This is a genomic window from Microbispora sp. CL1-1 (genome assembly GCF_012034195.1).
Classification (GTDB): Bacteria; Actinomycetota; Actinomycetes; order Streptosporangiales; family Streptosporangiaceae; genus Microbispora.
Window position 1 is genome coordinate 18,947 of sequence record NZ_JAATEK010000050.1, and the last position, 13,804, is coordinate 32,750.

Annotated in this window: 14 protein-coding genes and 1 pseudogene; 9 read left to right on the forward strand and 6 right to left on the reverse strand. The window is 71.9% G+C overall.

Annotated features, from left to right (window positions below; all coding sequences use genetic code 11):
* Nucleotides 1–20 precede the first annotated feature (20 nt).
* The gene (locus HCK04_RS35375; RefSeq protein ID WP_142651711.1) at nucleotides 21–401 is read right to left on the reverse strand and encodes an ester cyclase; all 381 of its coding nucleotides are present in this window, start codon (nucleotides 399–401) and stop codon (nucleotides 21–23) included.
* A gap of 78 nt (nucleotides 402–479) precedes the next feature.
* Here HCK04_RS35375 and HCK04_RS35380 point away from each other — a divergent pair, with 78 nt between their 5' ends.
* The gene (locus tag HCK04_RS35380; RefSeq protein ID WP_142651712.1) at nucleotides 480–944 is read left to right on the forward strand and encodes a MarR family transcriptional regulator; all 465 of its coding nucleotides are present in this window, start codon (nucleotides 480–482) and stop codon (nucleotides 942–944) included.
* A 62-nt stretch (nucleotides 945–1,006) separates the two neighbouring features.
* Here HCK04_RS35380 and HCK04_RS41575 read toward each other — a convergent pair whose 3' ends face one another.
* The 4 genes from HCK04_RS41575 to HCK04_RS35400 all read right to left on the reverse strand — a co-directional run bounded on the left by HCK04_RS41575 (nucleotide 1,007) and on the right by HCK04_RS35400 (nucleotide 3,401).
* Complete coding sequence (locus tag HCK04_RS41575) at nucleotides 1,007–1,165, reverse strand: hypothetical protein (protein ID WP_205831114.1); 159 nt, start codon at nucleotides 1,163–1,165, stop codon at nucleotides 1,007–1,009.
* Between the two features lie 106 nt (nucleotides 1,166–1,271).
* A complete protein-coding gene (locus tag HCK04_RS35390; RefSeq protein WP_142651713.1) occupies nucleotides 1,272–1,817 on the reverse strand; it encodes a hypothetical protein in 546 nt (181 codons plus the stop codon).
* Between the two features lie 159 nt (nucleotides 1,818–1,976).
* Nucleotides 1,977–2,750: an SDR family oxidoreductase gene (locus tag HCK04_RS35395; RefSeq protein WP_142651714.1), complete on the reverse strand. Its 774-nt coding sequence runs from the start codon at nucleotides 2,748–2,750 to the stop codon at nucleotides 1,977–1,979.
* A gap of 81 nt (nucleotides 2,751–2,831) precedes the next feature.
* Nucleotides 2,832–3,401 carry a MarR family transcriptional regulator gene (locus HCK04_RS35400; RefSeq protein ID WP_260617523.1) on the reverse strand — a complete coding sequence of 190 codons (570 nt, stop codon included), beginning with the start codon at nucleotides 3,399–3,401 and terminating at the stop codon, nucleotides 2,832–2,834.
* Nucleotides 3,402–3,512: 111 nt separating this feature from the next.
* Here HCK04_RS35400 and HCK04_RS35405 point away from each other — a divergent pair, with 111 nt between their 5' ends.
* From HCK04_RS35405 to HCK04_RS35430, 6 genes and pseudogenes are all read left to right on the forward strand, one after another.
* Nucleotides 3,513–6,821: an efflux RND transporter permease subunit gene (locus HCK04_RS35405; RefSeq protein ID WP_142651715.1), complete on the forward strand. Its 3,309-nt coding sequence runs from the start codon at nucleotides 3,513–3,515 to the stop codon at nucleotides 6,819–6,821.
* A gap of 367 nt (nucleotides 6,822–7,188) precedes the next feature.
* Nucleotides 7,189–7,863 (forward strand): helix-turn-helix domain-containing protein, encoded by a 675-nt coding sequence (locus HCK04_RS35410; protein WP_142651716.1) that lies wholly within the window; start codon nucleotides 7,189–7,191, stop codon nucleotides 7,861–7,863.
* Nucleotides 7,860–9,224: an MFS transporter gene (locus HCK04_RS35415; RefSeq protein ID WP_142651717.1), complete on the forward strand. Its 1,365-nt coding sequence runs from the start codon at nucleotides 7,860–7,862 to the stop codon at nucleotides 9,222–9,224. The genes HCK04_RS35410 and HCK04_RS35415 overlap by 4 nt, the downstream gene beginning before the upstream one ends.
* A 9-nt stretch (nucleotides 9,225–9,233) precedes the next feature.
* A pseudogene (gene rpsO, locus HCK04_RS35420) lies at nucleotides 9,234–9,404 on the forward strand (30S ribosomal protein S15); the annotation flags it as partial.
* A gap of 175 nt (nucleotides 9,405–9,579) precedes the next feature.
* On the forward strand, nucleotides 9,580–11,007 hold the full coding sequence (gene purB / locus HCK04_RS35425) for an adenylosuccinate lyase (RefSeq protein WP_142651719.1): 1,428 nt from the start codon (nucleotides 9,580–9,582) through the stop codon (nucleotides 11,005–11,007).
* An 8-nt stretch (nucleotides 11,008–11,015) separates the two neighbouring features.
* Entirely contained in the window at nucleotides 11,016–11,780 is a 765-nt protein-coding gene (locus HCK04_RS35430; RefSeq protein WP_205831115.1) for a GNAT family N-acetyltransferase, read from the forward strand.
* 64 nt (nucleotides 11,781–11,844) lie between these two features.
* On the opposite strand, the gene HCK04_RS35435 is transcribed toward HCK04_RS35430, so the two are convergent.
* Nucleotides 11,845–12,582 (reverse strand): HAD family hydrolase, encoded by a 738-nt coding sequence (locus HCK04_RS35435; RefSeq protein ID WP_168066524.1) that lies wholly within the window; start codon nucleotides 12,580–12,582, stop codon nucleotides 11,845–11,847.
* 97 nt (nucleotides 12,583–12,679) lie between these two features.
* Between HCK04_RS35435 and HCK04_RS35440 the strand changes: the two genes are divergently transcribed.
* Both HCK04_RS35440 and HCK04_RS43915 read left to right on the forward strand, forming a co-directional pair.
* Nucleotides 12,680–13,267, forward strand: a complete 588-nt coding sequence (locus HCK04_RS35440) for a metalloregulator ArsR/SmtB family transcription factor (protein ID WP_260617524.1) — start codon at nucleotides 12,680–12,682, stop codon at nucleotides 13,265–13,267.
* Nucleotides 13,268–13,508: 241 nt separating this feature from the next.
* A complete protein-coding gene (locus tag HCK04_RS43915; protein ID WP_260617525.1) occupies nucleotides 13,509–13,724 on the forward strand; it encodes an SRPBCC domain-containing protein in 216 nt (71 codons plus the stop codon).
* Nucleotides 13,725–13,804 lie beyond the last annotated feature (80 nt).

The following is a 13,804-nucleotide window of genomic DNA, read 5'->3' on the forward strand; positions in this document are numbered from 1 at the left end:
GGATCAGGTCACGACGTGCGTCACGCGGCGCGCGGGAGCGAGCTGGAGTCGATGACCGGCCAGATCTCGGCCACCTTGCCGTCCTCCAGCCGGAAGACGACGCAGGCGTGCACCTCCAGCGGGCCGCCGGTGGCGGGGAAGCCGAAGAAGTCGCCCTGGTGCGTGCCGCGCAGCGTCCACCGGGTGGCCACCCGGTCGCCTTCGGCGATCATGTCTTCGACGTCGAAGTGCAGGTCGGGCACCGCGCTGCGGAGGTAGCGGGCGGTCTCCTTGAGCGCCTCCGGGCCGCGTACGGAACCGGCGCGGGGTGCGAAGTCCGGGCCGACGATCTCGTCGGCGACATCGAGGTCGTCGGCGTTGAGCACCTCGTCGTAGAAGCGCTTGATCACGTCTTTGATCATGGAATCCTCCCGCTAAACTAGTCACTAGAGAGTCATATCTCTAGGTTTCCTAGATATTTGGAAGGCTAAGGAGTTGGTGTGGTCGTGTCAAGGCGCGCCGAGCTCATGGACCAATTGCTCGACGGGCTGCGCCGCACGGGCGCGTGGTCGGTCGCGATGAGCCAGGCCGCGGCCGAACGGATCGGCGTGAACACGACCGACCTGCACTGCCTCAACCTGCTCAGCGACGGCCCGATGACGGCCGGCGAACTGGCCGGGCGCGCGGGCATCACGACCGCGTCCGTCACCGGGGTGATCGACCGGCTGGAGGCGGCCGGCTACGTGCGGCGCGAGCGCGACGGCTCCGACCGCCGCAAGGTCATGGTCACGCTCCAGGTGCGGCAGGCGGCGCAGGACGTCGCGCCGGTGTTCCGGCCGTTCGTCCAGGCGTGGCGGGGGGCGATGGACGACTACACCGACGAGCAGCTGGAGCTGATCGCCACCTTCCTGAGCCGTACGCAGGAGGTCTTCCAATCCGAGGTCGGACGCATGCGCGCCGAATAGCAGCCCGTTCCCGACGGTGAGGCCGGGCTCATGCCCGCGCCTTGATCCCCGCCTCGACCCGTCTAGACCTGGGTCTCGATCTGGGCGAGGTGGGCGGCGAGGATCTCCTCGAACGCGGCGCGGCGGTCGGCCCCGAGAGGGCGGATGTCGCGGGCGAAGTGGGCCAGGGCCGGGAAGCGTCCGGGGTCGGCGCCGAGGACCGCGACGCGGAACTGCTCCATGCCCTGTTCGTACTCCTCCGGGGTGATCGCGCCGGCCCCGGCCTCGGCGGAGATCAGCGCCGCGACGAGGATCGCGATCCGGTGATAGCGCGCCGGTCCCGTCGCGTCACGAGCTGTGGCGGATCGGCATGTCCTGGACGATCGAGCATATGTCCGGGTCGGTTGCGCAGAAGCCGGCCTCCACGTCGAACCTGCCGTGGTCGGTGATGGCCTGCTGCGCCCGGCCCCGCACGAAGGCGGGGCTGATGACGCCGGTCAGGTTCTGGTTGTAATGGCCCGCGCCGGACTGCCCTTGGCCACCGCCCGCACGACCGCCCCTGATGACCTGGCCGCCGCCCGTACGTCCTCTTCTGCCCATCTGCCCGCCGCCTCCGCCCGGACCGGGCGTGCGCGTGACACCGAGCTTCGCGCGGGAGTGGTGCGGGGCGACGCGGGCCGTCGCCGGCTGGGCGGCCACGACCCCCGCCGCGGCGATCACGAGCGCGGCCACGACCAGCCGCCGGGTCGAGCGGCCCAGCGCGGAGACCTGCGCGGGGACCTTGGTGTCGCGCGGGTCGCGCGCGCGGGAGCGGGACATCTCGGTGCGTGCCTTCCTGTTCCTGCCCCGGCGTTCGCTGTCGCTCGTCCGGTTGCGCCGGGACGTGACCCTCATACCCGGCCTGGAACCCGGTAGCTGCGGCGCGGGGCCAAGTAGCGATCAGCGGTCGGCCACGGCCCCGGAAACCCGCAGGTCAACCGGGGCCGCGCTTTCCAGCGGACTTCCGGTGGACAGCGCTTTCTGGTGGACGGTGCTTTCTGGTGGACGGTGCTTCTAGTGGACGCTGAAGCCGCCGTCGACGCAGATGGCCTGGCCGGTGACGTACGACGAGGAGTCGGAGGCGAGGAAGACGGCCACGCCGCGGAAGTCGTCGGGGACGCCGTTGCGGCCGGTCATGGTGCGGGCGGCCATCTGCTCCACCCGTCCGGGCACGGCCTGGGCGGGCGCGGTCAGCGGGGTCAGGATGAAGCCGGGGATGAGCGTGTTGCTGGTGACCCCGCGCGCCGACCACGCCTCGGCCTGGGAGCGGGTCAGCCCGCAGATGCCGGCCTTGGCCGTGCCGTACACGCCGCTGTCGCCGAATGCGCTGATCGACTGCTGGGAGCCGATGTTGATGATGCGGCCCCGGCCCCGGGCGGCCATGCGGGGGCCGAAGTGCTGCCCGAGCAGGAACGGCGCGGTGAGGTTGACGGCGATGGTCTGGTCGTAGTCGCCGGGGGTCAGCTCTGCCATGGGCTTTCTGATGTTGTTGGCGGCGTCGTTGACGAGGATGTCGATCTCGCCGAAGAAGCCGCCCGCCTCCTCGCACACGCGGGCGACGCCGGCGCGGTCGCCGAGGTCGGCGCTGATGGCGGCGGCGCGCACGCCGAGGCCGTGGAGCCGGTCGACGGCCTCGGTGAGCTCCTTCTGCCGCCTGGCGACCAGGACCACGGCCGCTCCGGCGCGTCCGAGCGCCTCGGCGATGGCGTATCCGATGCCGGAGCTGCCTCCGGTGACGAGGGCGACCCGGCCGGTGAGTGAGAAGAGTTCCTCGATGTAGGTCGGCATGTCGCCGGAAGGTACCAGCAGGCCGGGGCGGGCCCGGCGGACGGGCCGGAGGGCGAGACGAGAGGCAGGCCGAGGAGCAGGTCAGGCGGTCGGGCCGGTCGGGTCGGCGTCTTCGGCGTGCATCTCGCGCATCACGTCCTCGATCTTGCGCATCACCGTCTCCATGGTGCGCAGGGTCTCGGTGTCGAGGCGCCGCAGGAGGCGGATGTAGCCTCCGGTGCCGGCCTCGACGATCTCGCTGGTGAGCCGCCGCCCGGCCTCGGTGAGCTCGACCCGGCGTACGCGGCGGTCGTGGGGGTCCTCGTGCCGGCTGGCCAGGCCCTGGGCCACCACGCGGTCGACGATGCCGGTGACGGTGGCCAGGCCGACGCCGAGGTGGCGGGCGAGCTCCTGCCCGGAGGTGGATCCGGCGAACGACAGGAACATGACGACCTTGAGCTGCTGCATCGTGAGGGTGGAGGCGAGCAGCGGCATCGAGCGGTCGCGGGCGAAGAAGCGGCCCATGCTGCGCTGCAGTTCCGCGAGGCGGGTGATGAGGCACCCGCGCTCGGCGTCCTCCCCGATCTCCCCGTGGGTGGCGGGGGCGTCCTGCGGGCGGGGGGCGGACGCCGCACCGGTTCCGGTGCGCCGCTCGGCTGGGCTGTCGTTCACTGTCACCTCTCGGGTCAAGAGGTTACCAGCCGTTAATGCGACCGCTGAATGTTCGCATGATGCGAAGTGTTAGGCTTGGGAAAATAGTTTCCCCCGATGTCAGGAGCTCGCATGACCTCCTTGGCCAGGCTGAGCCTTGGCAACCGCACTCTCGTGATCATGATTGCGGTGGTGCTCGCGGGTTTCGGCTTGTTCGCGATTCCCTCGCTGAAACAACAGCTTTTCCCGTCGCTGGAGTTCCCGGCGGCGTTCACGGTGGCGAGTTATCCGGGTGCCGCTCCCGAGATCGTCGAGGAGCAGGTCACCAAGCCGATCGAGAGCGCGTTCCAGGGTATCGCCGGCGTCACCGACATCACCTCCACATCCCGCGAAGGGATGTCGCAGGTGCAGGTGGCGTATGAGTACGGCACCGACATCGACCAGATGATCGGGAAGATGCAGCAGGCCGTCAGCCGCATCAAGGCGCAGCTTCCGGCCGACGTCGATCCGCAGGTGGTCGCGGGCAGCACCGACGACATCCCGGTGATGGCGATCGCGGTGGGCGACGGCGGCGACCAGCACGCCATGGCCGACAAGATCGAGAAGATCATGGTGCCAGAGCTGCAGTCGATCGAGGGCGTCCGCGACGTCACCGTCAGCGGCGCCGCCGAGCAGCAGGTCGTCATCACCCCCGACCAGGGCAGGCTCGCCCTGCTGGGGCTGTCGGCCGCGGCCATTCCCGATCTCCTGCGGTCCAACGGGGTCTCCATCCCGGCCGGCACGCTGACCGAGGACGGCAAGTCGCTGACCGTGCAGATCGGCGACCCGGTCCGTACGGTGAAGGACCTGGAGAACCTCTACCTGACCCCCCTCGCGCCCGCGGCGGGTGGTCAGGGCGCCGCGGCCGGGCAGCGCGGCGGCGCGACCCCGGGTCAGGCCGCCGGACAGACGGCGGGCCGGGCCGGAGGGCAGGGCGCGGGACAAGGCGGCGCCGCCGTGCCGGGGACGTCCACGGCAGCGGCTGCGGCGCAGGCCCGCGCCGCCGGGGCCCGGCCGAAGCCGGTCAAGCTCGGGGACGTGGCCGACATCAAGGTCGTGGACGCCTCCGCGACCACGTTCACCCGCACCAACGGCACCCCGAGCCTCGGCGTGTCGATCACGATGGTGCCCGACGGCAACGCCGTGCAGATCTCCCACGCGGTGAACGACGCGCTGCCGGACCTGACCCGGGCCCTCGGCGACACCGCCGAGCTGACCGTGGTGTTCGACCAGGCGCCGTACGTCGAGCGGTCCATCGAGGATCTCACCACCGAGGGCCTGCTGGGCCTCGCGTTCGCCGTGCTCGTGATCCTGGTGTTCCTGCTGTCGGTCCGCTCGACCCTGGTCACGGCCGTGTCGATCCCGCTGTCGGTGGTGATCGCGCTGATCGCGCTGTGGATCGGCGACTACTCGCTGAACCTGCTGACGCTGGGGGCGCTGACGATCGCCGTGGGCCGCGTGGTCGACGACTCGATCGTGGTGCTGGAGAACATCAAACGCCATCTCGCCTACGGCGAGGAGAAGCGGCGGGCGATCCTCGGCGCGGTACGCGAGGTGTCCGGCGCGGTGACCGCCTCGACGCTCACGACGGTCGCGGTGTTCCTGCCGATCGCCTTCGTCGGCGGGATGGTGGGGCAGCTGTTCAGCCCGTTCGCCATCACGGTGACCGTGGCTCTGCTGGCGTCGCTGCTGGTGGCGCTGACCGTCATCCCGGTGCTGGCCTACTGGTTCCTCAAGGCGCCGTCGCTCACCCCGCAGGAGATGCAGGCCGCACGCGAGGACGCCGAACGCAAGGAGCTGCGCAGCCCGCTGCAGCGGATCTACCTGCCGGTGCTGCGGTTCGCGACGCGGCGGCGCCTGGTCACCGTGCTGATCGGGGTGGTGGTGTTCGCCGCGACGATGGCGCTGGCGCCCAACCTGAAGACGAACTTCCTCGACAACTCGGGCAACGACACCACGCAGATCAGCCAGCGGATGCCGGCCGGCACCGACCTGGCGACCACCGACGCGGCGGCCAAGAAGGTCGAGGCGGTGCTGGAGGCCGACGGGGGCGTGAAGTCCTATCAGGTGACGGTCGGCGGCGGCAACCGCTTCCTCGGCGGGGTGGGCGGCGGCGCGGACCGCGCGTCGTTCTCCGTCACGCTGAAGGAGGGCGAGGACACCTCCGCGCTGGAGGACCGGCTGCGGCAGCGTCTCAAGGGCCTGACGGGGATCGGCGACGTCACGGTCGGCGGCAGCGGCGGCGGGTTCAACTCCGACCAGGTGCAGGTCATCGTGCAGGGCTCGGACCAGGCCGCGCTGAAGACGGCGGCCACCACGGTGCGCGACGCCATGGCCAAGATCGACGGACTGCGCGACGTGGCCTCCAACCTCGAAGACAGCGTCCCGCGGGTCGAGGTGCACGTGGACCGGGAGAAGGCCGCCGCCAGGGGCCTGACCGAGGCCGGGATCGGGCAGCTGGTCGCGCAGGCGTTCCGCGGCGCGCCGGTCGGCTCGATCGACGTCGGCGGCCGCTCCAGCGACGTGATCCTGCGCGCCGCCGGTGACGCGCCCGACGACATCGCCGCGATCAGGAAGCTCGAGATCCCCACGGCGACGGGCCTGGTGAAGCTCGGCGACGTCGCCGACGTGGTGAAGGCCGACGGCCCGACCCAGATCACCCGGCAGGACGGCGACCGCACCGCCACGGTGTCCGGCACCGCCGACGCGTCCAACCTCGGCGCGATCACCACGAAGGTCACCGACACGCTGAAGACGCTGACGCTGCCGGCCGGGGTGACGTACAAGATCGGCGGGGCGAGCTCCCAGCAGCAGGACGCGTTCGCCGACCTGGGGCTGGCCATGCTGCTCGCGGTGGCGATCGTCTTCATGATCATGGTGGCGACGTTCCGCAGCCTGGTGCAGCCGCTGATCCTGCTGGTGTCGATCCCGTTCGCGGCGACCGGCGCGATCGGGCTGCTGCTGGCCACCGACACGGCGCTCGGCGTGCCCGCGCTGATCGGCATGCTGATGCTGATCGGCATCGTCGTCACCAACGCGATCGTGCTGATCGACCTGATCAACCAGTATCGCGAGCAGGGGCTTGGCGTGGTGGAGGCGGTCATGGAGGGCGGCCGGCGGCGACTTCGCCCGATCCTGATGACCGCGATCGCGACGATCTGCGCGCTCACCCCGATGGCGCTGGGCGTGACCGGTTCGGGTGGGTTCATCTCCCGGCCGCTGGCCATCGTCGTGATCGGCGGCCTGATCTCCTCGACGCTGCTGACGCTGGTGCTGGTGCCGACGCTCTACACGATGGTGGAGCGGCTCAAGGAGCGCATGCGCCGTACGCCGAAGCCGCCCGCCTCGGGTGACGACGAGCTGACCGTGTATGGCAAGGAGGCCCTCGAACCGGCCCAGTGAATCAGGCCGGGTGAATCAGGCCGGGTGAAACGGGCCGGGTGAAACGGGCCGCGCGAGCCGCGCCCCAGTGAACCGGGATCAGTGAACCGGCCCAGTGGATTGGGCCCAGTGGATTGGGCCCAGTGGATTGGACACAGCGGATTGGACACAGTGAACCAGTTCCAGTGATCCGAGCGTGGACCTGCGGGCCGAGTGCCTGGCCGGCCCTTCCCGCCTGGCCGGAGCCGACCTCACCGGCTCCGGCTGGATCACGGCCATCCCTGGCGACCGCCCGGCGATGATCGTCGCCGGCCTGTCACAACCAACCGCAAACAGTTCTTCGCGAAGAAGTCTTTGCGAAGAACTGTTTGCGGTTTATGGTGTCGGCATGACCGATCACGGTGACACCCCCCGGAACCCGCTCGCGGAGGACGCGGTCGTCCTCGACGCCAAAGGACTGCGCGCCCTCGCCCACCCGGTGCGCGTGCAGGTGATCGGCCTGCTGCGCAAGCACGGCCCGTCGACCGCCACCCGCCTCGCCGAGCTGCTGGACATCAACTCCGGCGCGGCCAGCTATCACCTGCGCCGGCTCGCCGCCGCGGGATTCGTCGAGGAGGACACCACGCGCGGCAACGCACGGGAACGCTGGTGGCGCGCCGTCCATCGATCCACCCAGTTCGACGACATGGAGCTGGCCGAGCGGGAGCCCGAGGCCACGCTGGCCTACCTGCAGTCCGTCGCCGCCATCTACGCCATGCGCACCCAGCGGACGATCAACGAGCTGCAGACGATGCCCCGTGACTGGCGCGCCGCGGCCGACATGAGCGACATGCCGCTGCGGCTGACCCCGCAGGAGGCCACCACCCTGCGCGAGGAGCTGTGGGCGGTCATCGCCCGCTACCGCCGCGACAGCCCGGACGCGGCCGGTGCCCCGGCGGACGCCGAACGGGTGGGGGTCATCGTGCAGATCCTGCCCGAACTGGACGCGCCCTCCAATCGGGAAGACACCGCTCAAGAAGACACCGCTCCGGAAGGCGTCGCGCGGGGAGACGACCCCCGATGACGGGCCAGGACGCGCGTACGGACAGGGGCACGCGCACGGACACCGGCGAGAACACGAGCAAGGGCGCGAGCAAGGGCGCGACCTTCGGCTCCCGCGCGCGGAGGCTGCGCCCGCTCGGCGGGCTGCTGGCGGCCATGGCGGTCGCGCTGACCGGCACCCGGGTGTCGGCCGTCGCACTGCCGTGGTTCGTGCTGGTCACGACCGGCAGCGCCACCCAGACCGGGCTGGTGGCCTTCTGCGAGATGACTCCGTACGTGGTGGTCAAGGCGCTGACCGGGCCGCTGGTCGACCGGGCCGGCCCGCGGGTCGTCTCCTGGAGCACCGACGCGATCAGCGCGGCCGCGGCCACCGCGATCCCCCTGCTGCACGCCGCGGGCCTGCTGACCTTCCCCGTGCTGCTGGCCTTGGTCGCGGTGATCGGCGCCGTACGCGGGCCGGGGGACCTGGCGAAGGAGATCATGATCCCGGAGGCCGCCGAGCGCGCCGGGGTGCCGCTGGAGCGCGCCACCGGACTGTCCGGCGTGACCGAACGGCTGGCCTCGACCCTCGGCCCGGCGGCCGGCGGCTTCATGGTGGCGCTGCTGGGGCCGCTGACCGGCCTGGTCCTCAACGCCGTGTGCTTCGCCCTCGGCTCGCTGATCATCGCGTTCGCCCTGCCGCGCGGCATGGGCCACCCGGCCGACGACGCTCCGGCCGCAGCCGAGTCCGGCTACTGGCGGCGTTTCGGCGAGGGCTTCGCCTTCCTGCGCGGCGAGCTGCTGCTGCTCACCATCATCGTCATGATCGGGATCACCAACCTGCTGGACGCGGCGTTCGGCACCGTGCTGCTGCCCGTGTGGGCCGAGCGGTCCGGCAACGGCCCGACCGCGATCGGGCTGAGCAATAGCGTGTGGGGCGCGACGGCGGTCGTGGGGAGCCTGGTCGCGGCGGCCGTCGCACACCGGATGCCGCGCCGGGTCGTGTTCTTCGCCGGGTTCCTGCTGGCCGGGGCGCCGCGGTTCCTGGTGCTGGCGGCCGACGTGCCGATGTGGGCGGTGCTGGCGGTGTTCGTGGTCAGCGGGGCAGGCGGGGGCTTCCTCAACCCGATCCTGGGGGCGATCGCCTTCGAACGGGTGCCGCCCGGCCTGCGCGGCCGGGTCAACGCGCTGGGCGACGCGATGGCGTGGGCGGGCATCCCCCTGGGTGGGCTGATCGCCGGGGCGGCGGTGGCGTGGTCCGGTCTCGTGCCGGTGTTGCTGGCGGCCGGCGCGGCGTACTTCCTGACCACCAATCTGGCCGCGCTGCTGCCGCAGTGGCGGGAGATGGACCGTCTGCGCGGCCGGGGCGCGCAGCGGTCCCCGGCGGCCGATCCCATCACGTGAGCCCATCACGTGAGCCCGTCGCGTGCCGCTACCACCAAGTCCATCATCAGCGAGTACGGCACCAGCGAGGGTGACACCGGGTCGCCGGAGGTCCAGATCGCGCTTCTGAGCAAGCGGATCAGCGACCTCATGGAGCACCTCAAGACCCACAAGCACGACCACCACGGCCGCCGTGGTCTGTGAGGCGCGGGACCGATGCGTGTTCCCCTGCCCTGCCGCCACACCGTACGGCGCGCGCGGGCCGAGCCGATCCCGCCCGCCGATCCCGCCCGCCGTGCCCGTCCCCGAGAGTGCGGCGAGCGTGTGCGGCACCTGCGGACAGCCGGAGGAAGCGGCCTCAATAGACTGGGCCAACGTGAATGCCAAGCCGCGTATCCCGAATGTCCTGGCCGCTCGTTACGCCTCGCCCGAGCTGGCCCGCCTGTGGTCCCCCGAGCACAAGGTGGTGCTGGAGCGCAGGCTCTGGCTCGCCGTGCTGAAGGCCCAGGCCGACCTCGGGATCGAGGTGCCCGAGCAGGCGATCGCCGACTACGAGAAGGTGGCCGAGCAGGTCGACCTGGCCTCCATCGCCGAGCGGGAGAAGGTCACGCGGCACGACGTGAAGGCCCGCATCGAGGAGTTCAACGCCCTGGCCGGGCACGAGCACGTCCACAAGGGCATGACCTCCCGCGACCTGACCGAAAACGTCGAGCAGCTGCAGATCCGCGACAGCCTGCTGCTGGTGCGCGGGCGGGTCGTGGCGCTGCTGGCCCGCCTGGGCCGCCTGGCCACCGAGCACTCCTCGACCGTCATGGCGGGCCGCTCGCACAATGTCGCCGCGCAGGCGACCACGCTCGGCAAGCGGTTCGCGACCGCCGCCGACGAGCTGCTGGTGGCCTACGAACGCCTTGAGGACCTGCTGGAGCGCTACCCGCTGCGCGGCATCAAGGGGCCGGTCGGCACCGCGCAGGACATGCTCGACCTCCTCGGCGGCGAGGACCGGCTGGCCGAGCTGGAGGACCGCGTCGCCGAGCACCTGGGGTTCGCCCGCCGCTTCACCAGCGTCGGCCAGGTCTATCCCCGCTCGCTCGACTACGACGTGCTGACCGCGCTGGTGCAGCTGGCCGCCGCGCCGTCGTCCCTGGCCAAGACCATCCGGCTGATGGCCGGGCACGAACTGGTCACCGAGGGCTTCAAGGAGGGCCAGGTCGGCTCGTCGGCGATGCCGCACAAGATGAACACCCGCTCCTGCGAGCGCGTCAACGGCCTGACGGTGATCCTGCGCGGGTACGCCTCGATGGCCGGGGAGCTCGCCGGCGACCAGTGGAACGAGGGCGACGTGTCCTGCTCGGTCGTCCGCCGGGTCGCGCTGCCCGACGCGTTCTTCGCCTTCGACGGCCTGGTGGAGACCATGCTGACCGTGCTGGACGAGTTCGGCGCGTTCCCGGCGGTCATCGAGGCCGAGCTGGGCCGCTACCTGCCGTTCCTCGCCACGACCAAGATGCTCATGGCGGCCGTGCGGGCCGGGGTCGGCCGCGAGACCGCCCACGAGATCATCAAGGAGCACGCGGTCGCCTCGGCGCTGGCCATGCGGTCGCGGGGCGCCGGCAACGAGGTGCTCGACCGGCTGGCCGCCGACGATCGTTTCCCGCTCGGCCGGGCTGAGCTCGACGCGCTGCTGGCCGACCGGGCCTCCTTCGCGGGCGCGGCCGCCGGTCAGGTGGCGGCCGTGACCACGCGGATCGGCGAGATCACCGCACGCCATCCCGACGACGCCGCCTACGCGCCGGGCGCGATCCTGTAGGGACGCGCGTGCGTGAGCTGGTGAGCGAGGCCGAGGTCGTCGCCGCCTCAGGAGACGACGACCTCGTCGTGTGGGCGGCGCAGGGCATGCGGCGCGGCGTGCGCGCCTGGGCGTACGGGGACGCGGTGGCGGTGGCCAGTCCCGAGGCGTCCCGGCGCGACCGCCTGGCGGTGCGGGGCACGGCCTCCCAGGTCGTCCCGCTTGTGCGGCACGCTCTGGCCGAGGCCGGGCCGTCGTATCGGCCCCTCGGCGACGCCGCGCTGATCCAACAGGTCGTCGAGGCCACGCCGGAGCTGGAGCTCGCCGGCCACTTCTCCTGGATGGGCACCGAGAAACTCGCCCCGCCCCGCCAGGAGACGACGAGCCGGGAGGGGGCGGGCCAGGAGGGGACGGCCTCCTGGCTGGCGGAGTCCGCTGCCCCTGAGGTGGCCGAGTTGCTCGCCGCCGCCAATCCCGACTCCTACGCCGTGCCGGGCCTGCCGCGCGTACGCCGGTGGGCCGGCGTATGGGACGGCTCGGGTGCCCTGCTGGCGGTCGCGGCCGACGCGTGGTCCGCGCCGACGGTGGGCCTGCTCGCCGGCGTCGCGACCGCCGTACCGGCCCGGGGACGCGGGCTGGGGGAGCGGGTGTGCCGGTTCGTGGCGTCCGCGCTGCTGGCGGAGCACGGCCGTGCGGCGCTGATGGTGGACGACTGGAACCGGGCGGCCGTCGTCGTCTACGAACGGCTCGGCTTCGCCCGCCGCCGTGTCGCCGCCGCGGGCCTGCGTACCTGACCGGGCCCCGCGCGGTGCGGGCAAGCCGGTTTGCGGGCCCGGTTCGAGGGCGCTGTCCGGGCTTTCAGGCGGCGCGTGACGGGCCGAGCAGGCGCGGGCGCAGCGCGGCCAGCACGCCGGGCAGGTCGCGCAGGGTGGTGATCCTCGTGACGCCGGGGGAGGAGGCGCCGGGCTCGGCGCGGTAGCGGTCGAGCCACACCCCGTGCATGCCCGCACGGGTGGGGGCGACCGCGTCGAGCAGGAGGTTGTCGCCGACCATGAGCACCTCCTGCGGGCGCAGGCCGAGTTTGGCCGCGGCCTTGTGGTAGCACTGCGGGGCGGGCTTGAACGCGCCGAGCGTGTCGGGGGTCAGCACCACTTCCATGCGGTCCATCAGCCCGATGCTGCGCAGCTTGGCCTCCTGCTGGACGGCCACGCCGTTGGTGAGAACGCCCAGCGTGGGGGCGTCATCGAGGGCCGCCAGCGCGTCCAGTGCCTCGGTCACGTCGGCGAAGGCGGTCCAGGCCGACTCGTAGTGGGTCAGGAAGGCGGCGAAGGCCGCGTCCGGGTCGGACGGCGTGGGCAGCCCGAGGCGGCGGCAGAACTCGCGCAGCCGCCGGCGCCGCTGCTCGGCGAACGAGCACTCCCCGGCGTGCCACGCGGGCACGTGCTTGTCCTCCAGGTCGAGCCACAGCGCCGGCGCCTCCGGCAGCAGCTCATGACCGGGGCAGACCGACTCGGTCCAGCGGGTCGCGGCGTGCGCGACCGCCCGGCGATGATCGAAAAGGGTCTCGTCGAGGTCGAACAGAATGGCCCTGATCACGAGTCCCCATCTTGACTGGGTCGTGTTTCCGGCGCGTTTCCTGTCAGTGAAGGCCCCGATGATGACAGGTAGGAGATTTCCTACCTATGATGATGCCGTGGACGTCACCCCCACCACCGCAGGGCCGCGGGCACGGCCGTCATCGGCGCCGTCTCCGCCGCCGCCTTCGGAGGACGAGATCTTCGCCGCGCTCGCCAGCCCGGTGCGGCGCGAGGTGCTGCGCCTGCTGCGCGAGCGCGGCCCCCGGTCCGTCCAGGAGTTGGCCTCCGGCTTCGCCATGGCCCGGCCCAGCTTCTCCGAGCACCTGCGGGTGCTGCGTGAGGCGGGACTGGTCAGCGAACGCAGGGACGGCAGGCGCCGGCTCTACAGCCTGGAGCCCGTTCCGCTCGTCCGGGTCCGCGACTGGCTGGACCCCTACGAACGGTTCTGGCGCGACAGGCTGTCGGCTCTGCGCCACCTGCTCGACGACACCGAGACCGCAGACAACGACACCGACGGCACCAAGACCGTGGACGCCGGGACCTCGGACACCGGGACCTCGGACACCGGGACCTCGGACACCGGGACCTCGGACACCGAAACGACCGGCGGCACGACGACGGACACCGCGACGGCAAGCGCCGGCGTCCCGCCGTACGGCAGCGGCGGCGGCCACCACGCGGACCACGACGAGGAGAGGCCATGAACGACGCCGACGACCCGACCGTGCTGCGCCTGGACGAATACCTGGCGCACCCGCCCGCCCGCGTGTGGCGGGCCCTGACCGACCCCGACCTGCTCGCGCGGTGGTTCATGCCGGGCGACTTCCGCCTCAGCGTGGGACACCGCTACGCCATGCGCGGGACGGCCATGCCCGGCACCGGGTTCTCCGGCACCGTCCAGCCGCCACCGTCCAGGCCGAGGTGCTGGCCTTCGAGCCCGAACACATGCTCCGCCTGGGCTGGCGCGACGCCGACCCGGCCAGCCCCGCCGGCGCCGACTGGACGATCACCTGGACGCTCGAACCCGAAGGCCGGGGCACCCGGCTGTTCCTCACGCACGAGGGCTTCGATCCCGGCAACGAGATGCAGCGGCGGGCCCGCTCCATCATGGACGGCGGGTGGCGCCACCTGATGACCGGTTCGCTGGCCGCCGTGCTGTGACCCCTCCCTGAATCGACCCCTCCCTGAATCGACCCCTCCCTGAATCGACCCCTCCCTGAATCGACCCCTGTCTGGATCGA

Coding starts and splice junctions, on each gene's coding strand:
- HCK04_RS35375 (WP_142651711.1), bottom strand. CDS start 401: ATGATCAAAGACGTGATCAAGCGCTTCTACGACGAGGTGCTCAACGCC.
- HCK04_RS41575 (WP_205831114.1), bottom strand. CDS start 1,165: ATGGAGCAGTTCCGCGTCGCGGTCCTCGGCGCCGACCCCGGACGCTTC.
- HCK04_RS35390 (WP_142651713.1), bottom strand. CDS start 1,817: ATGAGGGTCACGTCCCGGCGCAACCGGACGAGCGACAGCGAACGCCGG.
- HCK04_RS35395 (WP_142651714.1), bottom strand. CDS start 2,750: ATGCCGACCTACATCGAGGAACTCTTCTCACTCACCGGCCGGGTCGCC.
- HCK04_RS35405 (WP_142651715.1), top strand. CDS start 3,513: ATGACCTCCTTGGCCAGGCTGAGCCTTGGCAACCGCACTCTCGTGATC.
- HCK04_RS35410 (WP_142651716.1), top strand. CDS start 7,189: ATGACCGATCACGGTGACACCCCCCGGAACCCGCTCGCGGAGGACGCG.
- HCK04_RS35415 (WP_142651717.1), top strand. CDS start 7,860: ATGACGGGCCAGGACGCGCGTACGGACAGGGGCACGCGCACGGACACC.
- HCK04_RS43915 (WP_260617525.1), top strand. CDS start 13,509: ATGCTCCGCCTGGGCTGGCGCGACGCCGACCCGGCCAGCCCCGCCGGC.